10 protein-coding genes and 1 tRNA gene are annotated in these 19,457 nt (G+C 63.2%); 6 read left to right on the top strand and 5 right to left on the bottom strand.

Annotated features, from left to right (window positions below; genetic code table 11):
• Positions 1–142: 142 nt before the first annotated feature.
• Complete coding sequence (locus tag G391_RS0111170) at positions 143–3,139, top strand: TonB-dependent receptor plug domain-containing protein (RefSeq protein WP_245572089.1); 2,997 nt, start codon at positions 143–145, stop codon at positions 3,137–3,139.
• Positions 3,140–3,303: 164 nt separating this feature from the next.
• Here G391_RS0111170 and G391_RS0111165 read toward each other — a convergent pair whose 3' ends face one another.
• From G391_RS0111165 to G391_RS15275, 3 genes are all read right to left on the bottom strand, one after another.
• Complete coding sequence (locus G391_RS0111165) at positions 3,304–4,467, bottom strand: aspartyl/asparaginyl beta-hydroxylase domain-containing protein (RefSeq protein ID WP_084169222.1); 1,164 nt, start codon at positions 4,465–4,467, stop codon at positions 3,304–3,306.
• Between the two features lie 128 nt (positions 4,468–4,595).
• Positions 4,596–6,629: an alpha/beta hydrolase family protein gene (locus G391_RS14675; protein ID WP_211226494.1), complete on the bottom strand. Its 2,034-nt coding sequence runs from the start codon at positions 6,627–6,629 to the stop codon at positions 4,596–4,598.
• A gap of 144 nt (positions 6,630–6,773) precedes the next feature.
• On the bottom strand, positions 6,774–8,804 hold the full coding sequence (locus G391_RS15275) for an alpha/beta hydrolase family protein (RefSeq protein ID WP_169719108.1): 2,031 nt from the start codon (positions 8,802–8,804) through the stop codon (positions 6,774–6,776).
• Positions 8,805–9,119: 315 nt separating this feature from the next.
• On the opposite strand from G391_RS15275, the gene G391_RS0111150 reads away from it, so the two are divergent.
• Entirely contained in the window at positions 9,120–12,161 is a 3,042-nt protein-coding gene (locus G391_RS0111150; RefSeq protein ID WP_051257313.1) for a TonB-dependent receptor plug domain-containing protein, read from the top strand.
• A gap of 139 nt (positions 12,162–12,300) precedes the next feature.
• On the opposite strand, the gene G391_RS0111145 is transcribed toward G391_RS0111150, so the two are convergent.
• A tRNA-Ile gene (locus G391_RS0111145) sits at positions 12,301–12,373 on the bottom strand.
• A gap of 163 nt (positions 12,374–12,536) precedes the next feature.
• Here G391_RS0111145 and G391_RS0111140 point away from each other — a divergent pair.
• Both G391_RS0111140 and sppA read left to right on the top strand, forming a co-directional pair.
• On the top strand, positions 12,537–13,274 hold the full coding sequence (locus G391_RS0111140; protein WP_029087589.1) for an SIMPL domain-containing protein: 738 nt from the start codon (positions 12,537–12,539) through the stop codon (positions 13,272–13,274).
• Between the two features lie 137 nt (positions 13,275–13,411).
• On the top strand, positions 13,412–15,196 hold the full coding sequence (gene sppA, locus G391_RS0111135) for a signal peptide peptidase SppA (RefSeq protein ID WP_029087588.1): 1,785 nt from the start codon (positions 13,412–13,414) through the stop codon (positions 15,194–15,196).
• Between the two features lie 21 nt (positions 15,197–15,217).
• Here sppA and G391_RS0111130 read toward each other — a convergent pair whose 3' ends face one another.
• Entirely contained in the window at positions 15,218–17,440 is a 2,223-nt protein-coding gene (locus tag G391_RS0111130) for a S9 family peptidase (RefSeq protein ID WP_029087587.1), read from the bottom strand.
• Between the two features lie 84 nt (positions 17,441–17,524).
• On the opposite strand from G391_RS0111130, the gene G391_RS0111125 reads away from it, so the two are divergent.
• Positions 17,525–18,454 (top strand): 2-hydroxyacid dehydrogenase, encoded by a 930-nt coding sequence (locus tag G391_RS0111125; RefSeq protein WP_029087586.1) that lies wholly within the window; start codon positions 17,525–17,527, stop codon positions 18,452–18,454.
• A 39-nt stretch (positions 18,455–18,493) separates the two neighbouring features.
• Entirely contained in the window at positions 18,494–19,456 is a 963-nt protein-coding gene (locus G391_RS0111120) for an ArsR/SmtB family transcription factor (RefSeq protein ID WP_029087585.1), read from the top strand.
• Position 19,457 lies beyond the last annotated feature (1 nt).

Here is a 19,457-nt window from a genome sequence, read left to right as displayed (position 1 = left end):
AGCATTCATGTTGACCAGACTCGCCACAGAATCGTAACTGAAACGATCCCGACAGGTGTCCGCCTGTTGGGTTGCAAATCGCTTAGGCGGGGGGAGGGTCGTCATCCGACGGACTTCGACGCCGGGCTCAGGAGGTAGACCTTTGAAGATTCAAACCGTTCGTGAGCGCCTGTTGGCCTCCACGATGATTGCAGGCGTTGCCGTGTCGGCCTTTGCCGCCACGCCGGCTCTGGCCCAGAGCCAGCCGGACGATGTCGCCGAAATCGTCATCACCGGTTCGCGCATTCCGCAGCCGAACCTCGTAACCACCAGCCCGGTGACCCAGGTCACGGGCGAAGACATTGATGTCGCGGGCGTGACCCGCGTCGAGGACCTGGTGACGCAACTGCCGCAGGCCTTCGCCGCGCAGAACTCGACGGTTTCTAACGGCGCAACGGGTACGGCGACGGTGTCGCTGCGTAACCTCGGCACGGCCTTCTCGGGCGGCGAAAACCGCACCCTGGTCCTGGTCGATGGTCGCCGACTGGGCTACGGCTCGCCGAACGACGCCGCCTCGGACCTGAACCAGATCCCGGGTCAGCTCGTTGAGCGGGTTGAAGTCCTGACCGGTGGTGCCTCGGCCGTTTACGGTTCGGACGCGCTGGCCGGCGTTGTGAACTTCATCATGCGCCGCAATTTCCAGGGCGTTCAGCTGGATATGCAGTACGGCTTCTACCAGCATAACAATGACTATGACGGCCCGGGCAACCTGCGCAATGTGATTGCGACGCGTGGCACGACCAACCCGTCGCAGTTCCGCCTGCCGGCCGACAACGTCATGGACGGCTACAGCCGTGACGTGACCCTGGTTATCGGCACCGGATCTGACGATGGCCGTGCCAACATCACCGGCTATCTGTCGTATCGTAACAACGACTACATCATTGGCGGCGAGCGCGACTATTCGTCCTGTTCGCTTGGCGGTGAAGCGGGTGGCAATTTCACCTGCGGTGGTTCGTCGACCACGGCCCCGGCCCGTTTCACGGACTTCGCGACCTATAACTACACGCTGGACCCGATCACCGGGAACTTCATTCCGTACAGCACGGCTGCACACGCCTACAACTTCGGCCCGCTGAACTACTTCCAGCGTCCCGATGAGCGTTATTCGTTCGGTGCATTTGCGTCGTATGAACTGAACGATCATGCCGAGCTGTATGCGGACATGATGTTCACCGACTATTCGTCGATCGCTCAGATCGCGCCGTCGGGCTCGTTCTTCAACAACTCGACCATCAACTGCGACAACCCGTTGATGACGAACGCCCAGGCCACGGCCATCGGGTGTTCGGCGGCGGATATCCTGGCCGGCAACAGCACGACCCTCTACATCGGTCGTCGTAACGTTGAAGGTGGCGGTCGTCAGGACGACCTCGGCTATCAGTCGTACCGCATGGTCGGCGGCGTTCGCGGCCCGATCAACGACTTCTGGTCGTACGACGTCTTCGCCCAGTACTCGCAGGTCGAGCTGTCGCGCGTCTATCGCAATGACTTCTCGGTTTCCCGCCTGGCCCGTGCCCTGGACGTTATTGACGTTGCCGGCACCCCGACCTGCCGTTCGGTGGTCAACGGCACCGACCCGAACTGCGTTCCTTACGACGTGTTCTCGATCGGTGGCGTAACGCAAGCCCAGCTTGATTACCTGCAGATCCCGCTGATCCAGACGGGCCGCACGACGCAGCAGATCATTCAGGGTGCCATCACGGGTGACCTGGGTGGTTACGGCATGCAGAGCCCCTGGGCTTCGCGTGGCGTGCAGGTGGCTCTCGGTGCCGAGTATCGCCGTGACACGATCTCCAGCACCACCGACGCCGCCTTCGCTTCGGGCGATGGTGCCGGTCAGGGCGGTCCCACGATCGGCCTCGAGGGTGTGAACGACAACTACGATCTGTTCTTCGAAGCCCAGGTTCCGCTGGCTGAAGGTCAGGCTTGGGCCGACCAGCTGTCGGTGGATCTCGCCTTCCGTTACTCGGACTATGAACTCGGCGGTGAAGCTAACACCTACAAGTTCGGCGCCGACTGGGCTCCGGTTCCGTCGCTGCGCTTCCGCGGTAGCTTCCAGCACGCGGTCCGGGCTCCGAACATCATCGAGCTGTTCCAGGCCCAGGGCTTCAACCTGTACGACATGGATGACGATCCCTGTGACCTGACCGACCCGAACGGCGACGGCACGGCTCCGGCTGCCAACTGTCAGGGCTTGAACCCGTGGCAGGTGACGCCTGGCCAAGCTGCCGGTGGCTTCCTGACCAGCCCGGCTGGCCAGTACAACTGGATCCAGGGCGGTATGCCGACTCTGGACCCGGAACAGGCCGATACCTACACCGTCGGTTTCGTGTTCACGCCGGACTTTATCCCGGGCTTCAACCTGTCGGTGGACTACTACAACATCGAGGTTGAGGATCTGATCTCGCCGCGGAACCCGCTGTTCGTGACCCTGGCCTGCTTCTACGCCAACAACACGTCGGCATGTGGCCAGATCAGCCGGAACTCGGCCAACGGTTCGCTGTGGAACGGTGACGGCGTGGTCACCGACCTGAACACCAACATCGGGGGTCTGACGACCTCGGGTGTGGACGTGAACGCCAACTATGGTTTCAACCTCGACAGCTTGGGCATGGAAGACTTCGGTCGGATGAGCGTCAACTTCGCGGGTACCTGGCTGCGTGAGCACATTCAGGACAGCGGCCTCGGCCTGCCGGCGTTTGACTGTGCGGGTTACTATGGTGCCGTCTGCGGTACGCCGAACCCTGAATGGCGTCACCGTATGCGCGTGTCCTGGGAAAGCCCGTGGGCTTTCGAGGTCTCCGGTACGTGGCGCTACATCGGTGCGGTTGAGATCGCAGCCCTGGCTCCTCTGACTGGTGAACTGACCAGCGGACCGCGCCTGGACCGTGACTTCGACGCCGAGAACTACTTCGATCTCGCCGGCTTCTGGCAAGTGCGTGACACCACGCGCCTCCGGTTCGGTGTGAACAACGTGCTCGACAACGACCCGCCGCTGTCCTACTCGGTCGGCACCACGGGTAACAACAACACCTATCCGCAGACCTACGATGCGATGGGCCGTTACTTCTTCTTCGGTCTGACCCAGGACTTCTAAGTCCGGTCTGACGGAAGTCGGAAAATTGGGCGGCGAGGCTTCGGCTTCGCCGCCCTTTTTCGTTTCGCAGGGAGACTGGCCACCCGACCACACCGGGCGCGCGAAATGCCCCTCGTGCTCACGGCATCAAGGTTGTGCCGCGTGATCTGGCTGGGTAGGCGGCGCTAAGGAACGAAGGTGTTGCTGGCCGCCAGCATGGCATTGATGAGCGGGCGTTCGGTCTCGCTGATCAGAGGGTTCCAGACGTCAAAGATCAGGATGACCCGCAAGGAATCGGCGTCATTCCAGGCCTCGTGCTCGATCGTGTCATCGAAGACCCACGCCTCACCCATCTTCCATTCGCGGGTTTCATTGCCGACCCGGAATCTGGCCGGTCCAGGCAGAAGCAGCGGAAGGTGCACGAGCAGCCGGCTGTTGCTTGATCCCGTATGGGGAGGAATGTGCGTCTTGGCTTCGAGCGCCGAAAACATGGCTGTCGGCGCAAATCCGGCTTGATCACACATCGGCAGGCGACCGAGGACCTCGGCGGTCCCAGGACACTGTGCACAGGCGGCGTCCTGCCGTTGACCATCACGCCACAGAAAATAGGAAGACCAGCGCCGTGAGTGGTTCAACTCACCCCATTGGTTGACCGGGGCTCCCTTCGGATACTGGATATAGGGGGCGAGTTCCGCCTCGGTCGCCGTCTTCAGGGCCCCGTGCATCTCGGCTTCGATCACTGGGCCGGCGGCCTCCAGCTCTTCAAGCCACGGAAAGTAACGACGGTCGAAAAAGGGGATGGCCGGCAATCTTGGATAGTTGAAGAACAGCGGCTCATGGACATAGGCGCGCTTGACCCCCGACAGAATGTCCACGGCTTCGTCAAAGCGTGCGAGATCCTCAGCTTTCAGATCGTTCCTTAGGTGCGCGACCGAGCCGGCGAGGTGCTCTCGAAGGCGATGGCTCGCCTGATCCACGATCTGGCGCGCGGCTTCCAGCTGGCGGGCCGCCGCCGGCGGGATGCGATCCTCGGGCGGGGCGATCTTGATCGCGTTGCGATAGACGTCGAGGGCGGCACCGCGCCCGCCCGCCTGGTCCAGGATGGCCCCCTTCGATAGCAGGGCCACAAAGTGATAGGGCTGTTCAGCCAGCACATCATCCAGCGCGTTCACGGCTCCGGTGAGGTCGCCCGTGGCACGCAGCGCCGCCGCGGCCAACATGCGCGTTCGCTCAGTGGCCGGCCCTGCCGCCTCCGCCTGGCGCACCAAAGCCAGGGCCGCTGCCGGATCCCGTGCGCCCATCGCCCGCTCGGCAGCCTGGATCAGCTCTTCCGGGGACCGGCCTTGCATGGGGGAATCCTCAATCGTCCGTTGGCGCGCTCGTCACCTTAGCGGGGTGGCCCCAATACACACCACTCGAAAAGAAAAGGCGGGACGTTGCCGTCCCGCCTCTCCAGTTCTGATTCCAGGTGTTTGACCTACAGGCCACCCGGTCCGCATTCGGTTCGGAGATAGGATTCAACCGAGGTCAGGACGGCCTCGATGTTGGCCGGCGTCCACGTGTTCCCCGTGTGCTCCATGTCCGGCAGGATCCGCAGCGTAACCGGCTTACCTGCATTGCGTAGCGCAGCGTACAGGCGTTCCGATTCCGCCGGTTCGACCCGCGTATCCCGGTCGCCCGTGTACAGGTAGATCGGGATCGAGATTTCGCTGATGTGGTCGATGGGGCTCATGCCGTTCAGGTGCGGGTGTTGGAACTCGCGAATGAAGCGGTTGTTGTAAGTGTCCTGGCGGATGTCGTTCAGCGACGACGGACCCGCACCCGCGACGGCACATTGATAAAGGCCATTGGGCCGGACCGCCGCAACCATCGCGGCGTAGCCACCGTACGAGTAGCCGTGCATGGCGACGCGATTGGGATCGGCAATGCCGCGCTCAATCAGGTAACGGACACCGTCGTCCTTGTCGTCCTGCATACGCCCACCCCATTCGCTGTCACCAGCACGCCACAGACGCTGACCCCAGCCCTCTGAGCCGCGATACTGAGGCTGCAACACGACATAGCCTCGTGAGGCGAAATACTGGGTCCAGCCGGTTGAATCCCAGTCCAGATCGTCACGCGCCCAGGGGCCACCGTGAGGCGTTACGATGGTCGGGTACGGCCCATTGCCGAAAATGGCCGGGTTCGGCGTCGTCAGGAACGCCGGAATCATGAGGCCGTCACGTGCGGCGTACTGGATCAGATGTGTCTCACCCAAAGCGCTCAGATCCATCTCGGGATAGGCCCGCCCAAGCAGACGTGCGCGCCCATTCTGGATCAGATAGTACTCAGGCGGCTGGCTTGGGCCGGATTTTACGACCACCATCTCGCTGAGATCATTGGACCAACTGGTGATTTCGATATCAGCACCATCTCCGGTCGTGAATCGCCCGCGTTGGCCCGAGGCGATATCGACCCAGCTGACCGATTCGGTCTGAACCCCAAGGGCAGCTCGAAGCGTCGCTTCGGCCTGTTCAAGGTTTGAATCCAGCCAATAGACGCGACCGCGTTCGGCCCCGTAGCTGAAGCCGAGGATTTCGCCATAGTGAGCGGGGTCGCGCGACCGGATGACACCCGTCGCATCGAAGAACGGGTGAGCAAAGGCCGGCTCACCCAGTTGGCGCGTCGAAATATTGTACTCATAGATCGCCGCATGGTCCCGACCCTGGGTCGACTGAATCAGAACCGTGTTCGGGTCATTGGTGAAGCCGACGATCGAGACGGGTTCCCGATCACGCGCTGACCACCTGAAATGTTCAGCCCACTGGCCGGTCGTCGGGTCCTTGAGCTGAATGCCGAAATAGGCTTGGCCACCTTCCAGGATAAACTCCTCACGCCCACGGATTTCACCGTTCAGATCCGCGACAACGCTCTGGAATCGGTCGGACCCTCGTTCGGCCCGACTGATAGCCCCGGTCGACGTGTTGAGACGGTAAACGTCGCCCCGAGGGCCCTGGACCAGGATGTCGGTCGGGTCCTGAGGCAGGGTGCTGAGGAGCTGACCAAATCCAACATAGGCTTGCTGGCGTTCATTCAGTCCATCCCATTGAGGGGTGCGGATCGCATTGCCCTCCATGTCGATCATCTGGGTGCGATAGCGGTAGGTTTGTTCAGGCGAGCCCGAAAAGGGATTGTATTCAGAAAGCTGCTGGGTCCTGACGAACAGTCGGTCGTTCTTGACGAACTGGACGCTGATGAACTCCGAGCGCGCGTCCGTACCAACGAGGAACGGCTCGGCGTTCAAGTTGTTCAAATCCCAGATGGCAATGGCGCGTTGGCGACCATCCGGCGAAATGATGGCTGCCATGTGCTGCCCATCGGGCGACAAGGTCACGGAGGCCATGGCCGCTTCGCGCGCCCAGGCGCTGGCCGGCGGCGGGGTAGGGGTCTGGGCCAGAACGACCGTAGCAGGGGCGACGGCGGCCATCGACAGGGCCGCTGCTGCGGCAAGTATTTTTGGACTAAAGCGCATCATCTCGCTCTTGAGTTGAATTGGCGGGCGGTGAGAGATTCCCACAAGCCATATAGCCGTTGCACGAACGCGCACGACTGACAAATCGGCAATGTCCGAGGTGGCACCCCCGCAGGCCGATAGAGGAGCCCCATCAGGGGAAGGTCAGAGGCCGCCCGGCCCGCACGCGTTGCGAAGGTAGTCTTCTGTTGTCGTCAGCATGGCGGCCGTATTCTCGGGCGTCCACGAATAGAGGCCGTGCTGCATCCGCTCGAGGATACGGATCTGAGCCGGCTTGCCGGCGGCAATCAGTCGATCATAGAGGGCCTGGGATTCGTGAGGATAGACCGTGGCATCTGTGTCCCCAGTGTAGAGGTAGATGGGGATTGAAATCTCTTCGATGTGGTCGATGGGGTCGATCCCGGCGATCGTCGGATGCTGGAATTCGCGAAGGTAGCGATTGTCGTAGGTTCGCTGTCGGAGTTCATTCAGGCTGGCCGGCCCGGCACCGGCGACCGCACACTGATAGAGGCCGTTGGGCCGAACAGCAGCCATCATCGCGGCATAGCCTCCGTAGGAGTAGCCGTGGATCGCGACCCTGTCGGGGGCCGCAATTCCCTGAGCGATGAGATAGCGAACACCGTCGTCGAGGTCGTCCTGCATGGCCAGGCCCCATTGGCTGTCCCCTGCGCGCCACAGCCGCTGGCCCCAGCCCTCCGAGCCCCGGTATTGGGGCTGTATGACCGCATATCCACGAGCGGCGAAATACTGGGCCCAGCCTGTGGGGTCCCAGTCCATGTCGTCACGTGCCCATGGCCCCCCGTGCGGCGTTACGATGGTGGGGTAGGGGCCCGATCCAAAACGCTCCAATGGGGGGGTGGTCAGGATCGCCGGTATCATAAGGCCATCACGCGCGGCATATTGGATCAATCGCGTGTCGCCGAGCTGGGTCGGATCGATGTCGGGATAGGTGCGCGCGAGGAGTCTGACACGACCATCGACCATAAGGTAATACTCCGGCGGCTGGCCCGGACCAGAGCGAACGAGCAGCAGAGTTGTTCGGTCATTTGAAGCATCGGCGATATCGATGTCGTCGTCCACGGGAGCCGAGAAGCGGACCCGGCGATTCGTCTCGATATCGGTCCAGTTGACGGGCTCCACCTCGACGCCAAGGGCGCCTCGGACCTGTGTCTGTATCGAACCCATTTCCGGATCGACCCAGTGGACAGTGGAGCGATCGGCCAGATAGGTGAAGCCGATGATTTCCCCATAGTCGGAAGGCCGCACCGACTGTATCACGCGTCCCGCGTCAAAGAGGGGATGCGCAAATGCGGGCTCATCCGCAAAGGTGCGTGTGGCAATGTTGTATTCCCAGATCGCATCGCGGGGCTGCCCCCGCGCCCCTCTGACCAGAATGATATTCGGATCGTTGGTGAAGGCGGCGATGCTCAAGGGATCGCGATCGCGGGCGTAGGAGCGAAAGTGCTCCTCGAGAGCTCCGGTTTGTGGGTTGATCAGCCAATGCGCGAAATAGGCCGCCCCACTGTCATAGTTGAACTGTGTTCGCGCCCGAGGCAGACCGTTCAGGTCAGTTTGGGCCGCGCTGAATTCGTCGGATCCTCGCCGTTCACGCCGGTACGTCCCGCGTCGCGTGTTGTACCGATAGACATCACCGTTGATCCAAGGCTGGATGAGGATGTCTTCATCATCATTCGGGAGGGACGACACCATACTTCCCAGCCCCCAGAATGCCGTGAGAGTGGGGTCGTCCGGGCGCCCGGGGAAATCAGGCGTGGGAATCACATCGCCATCCAGATCGATGACGCGGGTGCGGTGCGCATAGCCTCCGCGAATTCGACCGAAGCCCGTGTTCGTCGTCCATTGCTGTGTGGTCACGAACAGTCGGTTGTTCTTGATAAAGGACACACCCACCATCTCTTCGCGTTCGTCCGACCCGATGACGACCGGCGGGGAATCAAGGTCGCCAGTCGTCCAGATCATCAGTCGGTGCGGCCCGCCGTTGACGGAAACCAGCGCGGCGAGGTGTTCACCGTCCGGCGACAGGCTGGCCGACATCATGGCCTCCTCCCGCGCGAAGGCCTCTGCCGTAGGGAGCGGTCTGTCCTGGGCCAATGCAGGGCCGTTCCAGGCCCCGATGACGAGTGTGGTGGATGCCACCAGCGTCAGCAATTTCATAGCGATCAGATCCTCCGACATCCCGCCCAGTGTTGACGCCCCGCAATAAATCACAACCCTGGGCATCCGGCAAAATGAATACCCCTTTGGATTTTATCAGGACGCGGAACCGGCGGTGCCTGTCATGGATCGTGACCGAAACGTGCCCCAACTGTGGCGAATGCGTTACGGTGGTGTCGGAAAGCGCGCGCACCTGTGTCGAAGGTCTTGGACCTAGGCGGAAAGTTGCTAGGGTCGCCAAGATCGGGGAGGAGTGCTCTCCATCGGACGCCTTGGCGTTCGTCTTTATCAACCGCCGACCGGGGGAAGTTCTCTATGGCGTTCGACAAGAAGTTTTTGCTGGCGACGACGTTTATCGCGGGGCTCGCGATGGCCGTACCGTCTCTGGCCATGGCGCAGCAGCAGCCCGCCAATCAGCAAGATGACGATGATGACGCCGAGGAAGTGGCCGAGGTTGTCGTCACCGGTTCGCGCATCCGTCGCGACGAGTTCAGCTCATCGGCCCCGATCCAGGTGATCACGGGCGAGCAGGCGACGCTTGAGGGCATGGTCGATACTGCCGAACTGCTTCAGCAGACGACGGCGGCGTCGGGCTCGTTCCAGCTTGACAACACCCTGACCGGCTTCGTGATCGAAGGCGGCCCCGGCGTGAACTCGATCTCGCTGCGCGGCCTGGGTGCGAACCGTACCCTGTTCCTGCTGAACGGCCGTCGCGCCGGTCCGGCCGGTACGCGTGGCCAGGTTCAGGCCGTTGACCTGAACGTCATCCCCGCTTCGCTCATGGAGCGCACCGAAGTCCTGACCGACTCGGCTTCGACGATTTACGGTTCGGATGCCATCGCCGGCGTTGTGAACTACATCACCCGCACCAACCTGGACGGTCTGGAGGTTTCGGCCTTCTATCGTTATCCGGAAGCGGGCGACATCACCTTCCAGCGCTACAGTGTTGGCTGGGGCACGACCTTTGATCGTGGTTACTTCCAGGCTGGTTTCGACTACTACGGCCAGAGCTCGCTGACCCGTGGTGATCGTGAGGGCACGAACTGTACGTCGGACTACTTGTTCAATCCGGTCACGATGGAGCGGATCGATCATATCGATCAGGTTTCGGGCAGCTATCAGTGCTACAACATCTTTGCCCAGGCGCTCCGCGTTCAGGGTTCGGCGGCGAGCACGGCCACGATGGATCTGATCTATGAGCGCCCGGGCTACAACTACCTAGTGTCGGGCAACAACTCGTTCGTCGCGGGCATGGCCCGGCAGGGACGCCCAGGTTACCCGGGCACCTACTCCTACTACGATGGTCGCCATCCGCTGACGGAGCGTGCGACCGTCATCAGCCCGGTTGATCGTTACACTCTGACCGCTTCGGGTGGTTTTGATCTGACCCCGACCACCGAAATCTATGGTGAGTTCCTGTACAATCAGCGTCGTTCCGAGCAGGACAGCGTTCGCCAGTTCTTCCCGACCGTCTGGGTTGGCTATCCGGGGGCCCGCCGCCCTGACACGAACGGCTTCTTCTTCGGCTCCACCATTCTGCCGATCACGCCGCTCTATTCGGATCAGGACCAACAGGTCGACTACTGGCGTGGTGTCGTCGGCATCCGCGGCGACCTCTTCCATGGGTGGGAATGGGATCTGTACGGCCAGTACTCCCGCTCGGACGGCGACTATACCGGATCGTTCATCTACAACGACCGCGTTGTCGCAGTGACCGGCATGGCACCAGGCGCTGGCTTGGCTGATGCCTGTTATACCGGCCCCGACCTTCCCAACCTGTCCGGTTACAGCTGCGCGCAGCTTCCGGGTGGGGTGAACTGGACATCCGAACGCATTCTGCGCGGCGATTTCAACGACGCCGAGCGTGCGTTCCTGTTCGGTTCGGAAACCGGGAACACCGTCTATGAACACATGTATCTTGAAGGTGTGATCAACGGTGACCTGTTCGAGATGCCGGCGGGTACGGTCGGTGCGGCCTTCGGCTTCCACATCCGTCACGAGTCGATTGACGACCTTCCGGGTGCGCAGGCTCAGCTTGGCAACTATTGGGGTTCGACCTCTGCCGGCCATACCGAGGGCGACGACACGGTTCGTGAAGTGTTCGGTGAACTTGAGATCCCGTTGATCCGCGGCTTCACGGGTATCGACGATCTGACCTTGAACCTGTCGGGCCGTTTCTCGGACTACGACTCCTACGGTTCGAACTCGACCTACAAGGTCGGCCTGAACTGGCAGATCACGCCGGCCTGGCGTCTGCGGGGCACTTACGGCACGGGCTTCCGCGCCCCGGCACTGTACGAACTGTATCTGGCTAACCAGACGGGCTTCCTGAGCCAGCTTGCGGTCGACCCCTGCATTAACTGGGGCGACAGCTCGCATCCGTCGATCCCGACCAACTGTGCGACCGGCATCGACCGCAACAGCGACGGCGACTTCCTCGATCCGGGTGATCTTCCGCCCGTGGTTGATCCCGCGTTCCCGTCGGGCGGTTCTTCCGCGACCGTCACGAGCCGGGGTGGCTTCGGCGTGCTTGAGCCGGAAACGGCTGAAGCCTTTACGGTCGGTGTGATCTGGACGCCCTCCTTCATCGACCTGTCGGTGGCGGTGGACTACTTCGACATCCTAATCGAGGATGCCGTTCTGGGTCTGTCGGCGTCGGTTGTCGCCCAGTGTTACGCTGTGCCGGCGGCTGAGTTCGCAACGAACCCGTTCTGTACGTTCTTCACCCGCAGCCCCGGCACGGGCCGCATCCTGACGATCGACAACCAGTACCGGAACGTGAACAGCCAGACGAACCGTGGTTTGGACCTCAACGTCCGCTACAACCATGAGTTCAGCTTCGGTGACCTGACGGTCGCCGGTCAGGCGACCTGGCAGTTTGAAGACGTGGTTGCCCTGCTCGACGGCTCGCTGCCGCAGGACAACAACGGCGAAACGACGGAGCCGGACTTCACCGCCAACCTGAACTTCATCTTTGAACGCGGCGACTGGACGGCCTTCTGGGGCATGAACATCTTCGGCAAGGCTTCGGACACCGAAGCCTTCGGCGGGGACGTGTTCGCCAACTCGCGCTACGCCGATCTCGGTGCTGGTATCGGCTCCGCCAACTGCGCGGCGGCGGGCAACTACTGCGTGTACTACAAGCAGTACACGGAGATGACGGTGTTCCATAACATGTCGCTCAGCTACCGGATGGACGACTGGACCTTCCAGGCGGGTATCCGTAACGTGTTCGACGAATACAACCCGCACGCTTCGGCGGGTCAGTACCGCCAGGGCCATACCTCTTATGGTGTCCCGGGCAACGACGGTCTGATTGGTCGCAGCGGCTGGGTCAACGTCACCCGCCGGTTCTAGTCGACCGACGATTGCAACGACTAGGGATTGGGGCGGCGAGGCAACTCACCGCCCCTTTTCTTTGCGCGACGGACAAGACGCTGGGTGCCATGCCGCGCTGACGGTCCGTTCGATCGCAATGCCTGGAGGGGACCTCCGGTAGGCCCGGCAGGACTCGAACCTGCAACCAGACCGTTATGAGCGGTCGGCTCTAACCATTGAGCTACGGGCCCGCCGAGGCGGTCCTCGCCCGTAGCAGGCGGACATGTGCGCCGTCAAAGGGCCGTGATTGCGCCATCAGGCTGCACGGAGCCTGATCGACGGTTGGGGCGTTCATTCATCAACGCTCCGCTAGACCAGCGAGCGGTCGATCACCCCAACGAAGGGAATACCCAGATGAAAGCTCTCTTGCGCGCCTCCGCCCTGGCCCTCACCCTGGCCGTCGCCATGCCTGCGGTTGCCCAGGCCCAAACTCTAACGGATCATCACGCCCAGATGCAGCCCAGCCCGACGTTCAACCTTTCGGCCTCTGGTGAGGTGCGGATCGCGCCCGACATGGCGACGATCACCACGGGCGTGCAGACGCAGGCCGCGACGGCCCAGGACGCCATGGCGCAAAACCGGGCCCAGATGAACCAGGTCATCGCCGCCCTGCGCCGCCAGGGGATCGAGGAGCGTCACATCCAGACCTCGGGACTGAACCTGAATGCCGTCTACGACTATCCCCAGAACGAGCAGCCGCGGCTCAGGGGCTATCAGGCCTCCAACCAGGTGACGATTCAGGTCCATGACCTGGACAATCTGGGTCGGGCTATCGATGCGGTGGTGGCCGCCGGGGCCAATCAGATCAACGGCGTCAACTTCGGCTTGAGTGACCCGCGCGCCGCCGAGGATCAGGCCCGCCGCGCCGCTGTCCGTGCCCTTCAGGCCAAGGCGCAGCTCTATGCTGAGGCGACGGGTATGCGCCTGGTCGGTCTTCGGGCCCTGAGTGAGGGGGGAGGCTATGCGCCCCAGCCGCCGGTCATGTACGCCCGGGCCGAGGCCATGGACATGGCGGGCGGCTCTACGCCGGTTCAGGGTGGCGAACTGGTCGTGCGGATCGACGTCACCGGCGTCTACGACGTCGCCCAGTAGCCTCTGGAGGGAGAGCCTGGCGGCTGAGATCCAACCAGGCCCTTCTCCCTTACGGCGTCTTCATTTGACGGTGAGGACTGCGTCCCTATACCCGATGCGGGAATGCCGCAGCTTGCGGCTCTGGGGTGGTCGATCCGATGAAACAGTTCTGGGTAACCGTGGCGGCGGTCTTCGTCGCCCTGCTCATCTTTGTGGCGTTGCCGGTCGTCTTTTTGACGGGGGCCATGGTTTCGGCGGTAACCTCGCCAAGCGCCAGCGGACCGAGCGGCCCTGTCGTCATCGAGCTGGACCTTCGGGGGGGCGTGACGGACCAGGCCCCGCAAAATCCTTTCGCCATGTTCTCGGGTTCCGGCCTGTCGGTGATGGGGATTGTCGATGTGCTGGATCGTGCCCAGGACGATGACGATGTGCGCGCCCTGTTCGTGCGCCTGCCCGAGGCCGGAATGAGCCCGGCTGCCGCCGATGAGATCCGCCAAGCGATCAGCCGTTTCCGCCGTGCCGGCAAGCCGGTCATCGCCCATAGCCAGGGCATGATGCAGTCGGGCGCGGTTGTCTCGTCCTACATGGTCGGGGCTGCTGCCGATGAATTCTGGCTCCAGGGCAATGCCGCGCTTCAGGCCGCCGGCCTCCAGACCGAAGAGATCTTCTTCGCCCGGGCCTTTGAGCGTTATGGGGTCGAGCCCCAGTTCGAGCAGCGATATGAGTTCAAGAATGCCGTGAACCCCTTCCTGCAAAGCGACTATACGGCGGCCCACCGCGAAGCGACCCTGGGCTGGATGAACTCGGTCTATCTGTCCGCCGTGGCCAATGCGGCGCGTGACCGCGACATGGACCGCGCCGTCCTGCAGCAGGCCCTGGAAGCCGGCCCGGCCATGGGTGAAGCCGCTCGGGAACGCGGTCTGGTTGATCGTCTCGGCCAGGTCGAAGAGGCCGAACAGCGCGCCCTGACCCGCGCCGGAGAGGGCGCCGAAACCATCAGTTTCGCATCCTATGCCGCTCAGCCCGATACCCGCCGCCATCGCGGACCCGTCATTGCGGTGATTGAGGCGGAAGGCCCGATCGTTACCGGTACCGGCGGCAGCGCCAGCCCGTTCGGCGACGCCTCGACCATCTATTCGGATCGCACGGCCGAGGCCATCTATGACGCCATCGAGGATGAGGACGTGAAGGCCATCGTCTTCCGCGTTTCATCGCCCGGGGGCTCGGATGTGGCATCTGAACAGATCCTGGCCGCAGTGCGCGCCGCCGTTGCCGCCGGCAAGCCGGTCGTGGTGTCGATGGGGGCCTATGCCGCCTCGGGCGGCTACTGGATCAGCTCGGAAGCCAGCCACATCGTGGCTCAGCCGACGACCCTGACCGGCTCCATCGGCGTGTTCGGTGGCAAATTCGTCCTGTCGGAGGCGCTGGCTCGGTTTGGCGTCGACATTCGCTCGCTGTCGGTCGGTGGCGAGACGGCCAATCTGTTCTCGCCGGCGGACGAGTTTTCGGCGGCGGATCGCGCCGCCTTCTCAGGCTGGATGGATCAGATCTACGACGGCTTTATCCAGCGTGTGTCGCGCGGCCGTGAGCTGCCGATCGAGCGGGTCCGCGAGATCGCGCGCGGTCGGGTCTGGACCGGGAGCGAGGCGCTTCGCCTGGGTCTGGTCGATGAGCTGGGCGGTTTCCACGAGGCAGTCCAGCGCGCCAAGGTGCTGGCCGAAATCGACGAGGATGCCGACGTGCAACTGCGCCGCTTCCCGGCCCAGCAGGGTTTCTGGGAGCAGCTCGGTCTGGCCTTTGGCGGGGGTGCCGAGGCGGCGCGCGCGCTGATCACCCTGGGGGCGCTGGCCAATGACCCGGACGTTCAGGCGGCGGTGCGCGAGGTTCAAACCGCCCGCGCCCGCGCCGAGGGTTCGCACGTCCTCGCCGACGAGCCGCTCTAAGCTATGAGATGGCCGGGGAGGTTAGTTCTCCCCGGAACCCAACTCTCGCCCGAAGAAGTCCAGCCACGTCCGCCATTGCAGCAGCTGACGCGGGTTGCCGCGCACGCCGTGGCGCTGGCCGGGCCAGAGCATCATTTCAAAGGGTTGCGAGCGTTCCTGAAGACCGTTGATGACCCGCGTGGCGTGCTCGAAGATGACATTGTCATCGGCCATGCCGTGCATGATCAGCAGGCGACCTTCGAGATTCTCCAGTCGGTTCAGCACATCAGACGCCGCATAGCCTTCGGCATTTCCTTCCGGCGTGCCCATGAAGCGTTCGGTGTAGTGGGTGTCGTACAGGCTCCACTCGCTCACGGGAGCCCCCGAGGCCCCGGCCGCGAGATTGAAGCGCGGGTCGGTCATCATCATCAGGGTCATGAAGCCGCCGTAGCTCCAGCCGGTAACACCGACACGCTCGGGGTCAACGAAGGGCTGACTGCGCAGCCACTCCAGGCCGGTGAGCTGATCGTCGACCTCGACCGTACCGAGGTGACGGTCCAGCGCCGTCTGGAAACCTGCCGAGCGATTGGACGAGCCGCGATTGTCGAGGCGGAAGACGACATAGCCGGCCTCGAGGTACAGCCGCGACGCCAGGGACTGCCAGGTGCGGGTGACGCGCTGAACGCCGGGTCCCCCATAGACCTCGATAATCGCCGGGTAGCGGTGCGTGGGGTCAAAGTCCGGCGGGGTCAGGATCTGGTACCAGAGGTCCGAGCCGTCCTCGGCCCGGATCGTTCCATAGGTCGGAGTGGTGTGGCGACCGACATAGGGCCAGTAGGGATGGCTTTCATCCAGGGCATTGGCCTCAAGCCAGCGCAACCGTTCGCCGCCTGCGTCGTAAAGGGCCGTATTCGGCGGCGTTGATGGGTCCGAATAGTTGCCGACGAAGACTCCGCCTTCGCCAACGTCGATCGACCACCAACCCTGGCCATGTGTGACCTGTTGAGGTTCACCGGTGCCGTCCAGAGCCGTCACATAGAGGTGCTGCTGGGTCGGGTCGTCAATCGAGGCGGCAAACCAGACCAGGCCGGTCTCTTCGTCGACGCGCTCGACGCCGCGGACGGGCCAGTCGCCCTGGGTCACCTGATTGATCAGCGTGCCGTCGGCCGCGTAACGATACAGATGCAGGTTGCCGTCCCGGTCCGAGCTCCACAGGAAACCGCCGTCACTCAGGGGGGTGAAGTCATGGGTCAGGTCGACCCAGTGATCATTCGTCTCGGTCAGGATGACGCGGCTCTCGCCCGTCCGCGGGTTGACCGCCAGCAGTTCCAGTGTCCGCTGATCGCGTGACTGGCGTTGGACATAGAGGGTGCGGCTGTCCTTGGACCAATTGACCCGCGCCACATAGATGTCGTCGTTCGTGCCGAGATCGACCTGGCGACGATCGCCCACGTCCATGTCGTGGACCCAGACCTGGACCACGGCATTGGGTCGACCCGCGCGAGGATAGCGTTGCTCGATCGTTGTTGCGCCTGAGCCCTGAATGTCGAGGCGCGGGATAATATCGACGCCGCTTTCGTCCACGCGGGTCATGGCGATGAAGCGTTCGTTGGGGCTCCACCAATAGCCGGTGTCGCGATCCATTTCTTCCTGGGCGATGAATTCGGCGGTGGCCCAGGTGGTCGTCCCTTCGCCGTCATAGGTGATCGGGATTTCGCGGCTGTTGGTCAGGTCATAGACCACCAGATCCTGATCGCGGACCCATGAGACATAGTTGCCCTGAGGCGAAACCTTGGCGTCGATCTCGTCCGCCTCCGTTTCGGTCAGGCGCCGAACAGACCCGTCCTCGCGATTGGCCAGGAAAACGTCGCCCTCGAGCGGCGTCAGGATAAACCGGCCCTGGTCGTCCCAGGCGTATTCGACCACGCCGCGTTGGCTGATCCGCATGCGTTCCCGGCGGGCGACTTCTGCCTCGGACAGGTCGCCGGCATCAGGGACCAGCGCGCGCGCATCCACCAGGCGGAACGGCTCGCCCCCCTCGACCGGTGCGGCCCACAGGTCCAGCACGTCGACGTCATCCTGGCGCGGAAGAAGATAGGCTACCAGTTCGCCGTCGGGCGACAGGGTGACAGCGCGGGCCGTTGGGCCGTTCAGGCTGGGATTGGCGAAGACGCGCTCGGGGGTCAGGTGCTCCTGGGCGGAGGCGGGCGAGGCGAGGGCGATCAGGGCGACGGTCGAGGCCGCGACGAGCAGGGATGCTTTCATGCGCGGGACGCTAGCGCGACTGACCGTTCACCGCTAGGCCGGGAGGGCCTCGTGTCCGTCCTTGGGTGGCGATATAGAAGGGCTATGTCCCGTCCCGCTGTCCTGATCGCTCAGTCCCACCTGCACCCATTGGGAGGCTTTCTTGAAGGCAGCTATGACGTCTATCGGCTATGGGAAGGTCCCCCGTCCGAGGCGGCGAGCCAGATCGGAGCCCTGATCGTCGACGGGGCCTATCCGCTCGACAAGGGCCTGGTCGAAAGCCTGAGTGGACTTGGACTGATTGCCTGTTTCACCGCCGGCCATGACGGCATCGATGTGGAATGGTGCCAGGCCCGCGGGCTGGCCGTGACGCATGCGCCGGCGGTCAACCATGAGGACGTCGCGGATCATGCCCTCGGCCTCATCCTGGCGGCCCGGCGGGAGATTCCGCGCGGGGATCGTGAATTGCGGGCCGGGCATTGGACGCCTGATTTTCGTATCCTGACCCAGTCGCTGCGCAACCAACGGGTCGGCATCGTCGGTATGGGCAGCATCGGACAGGCGTTGGCTCCACGTTGCGAGGCGCTGCGGATGACCGTGTCCTGGTGGGGGCCGCGCCCCAAGCCGGAGCTTCAATGGCCCCGCGTCGACAGCCTGCTCGATCTGGCGAAAGACAGCGACATCCTCGTTGTGGCCTGCAAGGCCGACGACAGCAATCGCGGCCTGATTTCCCAGGCGGTCATCGAGGCCTTGGGGCCGCAGGGTCTGCTGGTCAATGTGGCACGGGGTCAGTTGATCGACGAGGCCGCCATGATCGCGGCCTTGCAATCAGGCCGTCTGGGCCAGGCCGCCCTGGACGTCTTTGAGGTCGAGCCAACGGACCCCGAGCGTTGGGCCGGTGTCCCCAACACCGTGCTGACGCCCCATACCGCCGGGGCGACTCGTGAGGCCGTCCAGGGCATGCTGGCCCTGCTGCTGGGGAACCTCACCGCCCATTTTTCAGGTGAGCCTTTGAAGACCCCCCTGACAGTTTGAGCTTGAAATAATCATATAAAGATATCTTTATATGAACGTATGAGCCTCAGTTCCGACGCTGTTGTTGAAGCCTTGCGTGCCGCCGGCGAGCCGACGCGGCTGCGCATTCTGTCTTTGTTGGCGGTTGAAGAGCTGTCGGTGATGGAACTGGCGCGCATTCTCGACCAGAGCCAGCCGCGCGTGTCGCGTCACCTGAAGCTGATGGCTGAGGCGGGACTGATCGAGCGATTCCCGGATGGGGCCTGGGTCTTCTATCGGCTGCCGGCCTCGGGATCGGTGCGTCATCTGACGGATGCCATCCTCGATCTGCTGGAAGACACCGCAGATGATCGAGATGCGGCGCGACTGGCCGAGGTGAGGGCGGAGCGCGATACCCAGGCCATGGCCTACTTCGAGCGCGTGGCCCCGCAATGGGACGAAATCCGGTCACTGTACGTCTCGGAGGCCGCCGTGGAGGCCGCGATTGATCAGGCGGCCGGACCCGGCCCGTTCAACCGAATCGTCGACCTTGGAACCGGCTCTGGTCGGATGCTGGCCCTGTTGGGCAAGCGGGCCGATTCGGCCTTGGGCCTGGATCTCAGCCAGCAGATGCTGAACATTGCCCGGCGCAATGTGACCCAGGCCGGCCTCGAAAAGGTCGAGCTTCGGCATGGGGACATCTTTGGAACCCGTCTGCCCGACGAGAGCGCCGACCTGGTGATCGTGCATCAGGTTTTGCACTATCTGACCGATCCCGTGGCGGCCGTCGCTGAAGCCGCTCGACTGGTCGCACCCGGAGGACGGCTGCTCATCGTCGACTTTGCCCCCCACGATCATGAGAACCTGCGAATTGATCATCAGCATCGACGCCTGGGGTTTTCGGATGCCGAGATCGGGCGCTGGGTCGCGGATGCGGGTCTGATCAGTTCGGCATCCATCGCCCTGCCGCCGGATCACGATGGGCTGACTGTTACGATCTGGAGCGCCGATCGGCCCGATGTCGCCCAGCAAAGGAGCGCCTGAC

The sequence above is a fragment of the Brevundimonas aveniformis DSM 17977 genome (assembly GCF_000428765.1).
Classification (GTDB): domain Bacteria; phylum Pseudomonadota; class Alphaproteobacteria; order Caulobacterales; family Caulobacteraceae; genus Brevundimonas; species Brevundimonas aveniformis.
The sequence above is the reverse complement of the archived record's forward strand: the minus strand, read 5'-3'. Positions and strand labels throughout refer to the sequence as shown.

Bases quoted from the DNA above. Each gene is read 5' to 3' on its own strand.
- G391_RS0111165 (WP_084169222.1), bottom strand. From the start codon at position 4,467: ATGCAAGGCCGGTCCCCGGAAGAGCTGATCCAGGCTGCCGAGCGGGCG.
- G391_RS14675 (WP_211226494.1), bottom strand. From the start codon at position 6,629: ATGCGCTTTAGTCCAAAAATACTTGCCGCAGCAGCGGCCCTGTCGATG.
- G391_RS15275 (WP_169719108.1), bottom strand. From the start codon at position 8,804: ATGAAATTGCTGACGCTGGTGGCATCCACCACACTCGTCATCGGGGCC.
- G391_RS0111150 (WP_051257313.1), top strand. From the start codon at position 9,120: ATGGCGTTCGACAAGAAGTTTTTGCTGGCGACGACGTTTATCGCGGGG.
- G391_RS0111140 (WP_029087589.1), top strand. From the start codon at position 12,537: ATGAAAGCTCTCTTGCGCGCCTCCGCCCTGGCCCTCACCCTGGCCGTC.
- sppA (WP_029087588.1), top strand. From the start codon at position 13,412: ATGAAACAGTTCTGGGTAACCGTGGCGGCGGTCTTCGTCGCCCTGCTC.
- G391_RS0111130 (WP_029087587.1), bottom strand. From the start codon at position 17,440: ATGAAAGCATCCCTGCTCGTCGCGGCCTCGACCGTCGCCCTGATCGCC.
- G391_RS0111125 (WP_029087586.1), top strand. From the start codon at position 17,525: ATGTCCCGTCCCGCTGTCCTGATCGCTCAGTCCCACCTGCACCCATTG.
- G391_RS0111120 (WP_029087585.1), top strand. From the start codon at position 18,494: ATGAGCCTCAGTTCCGACGCTGTTGTTGAAGCCTTGCGTGCCGCCGGC.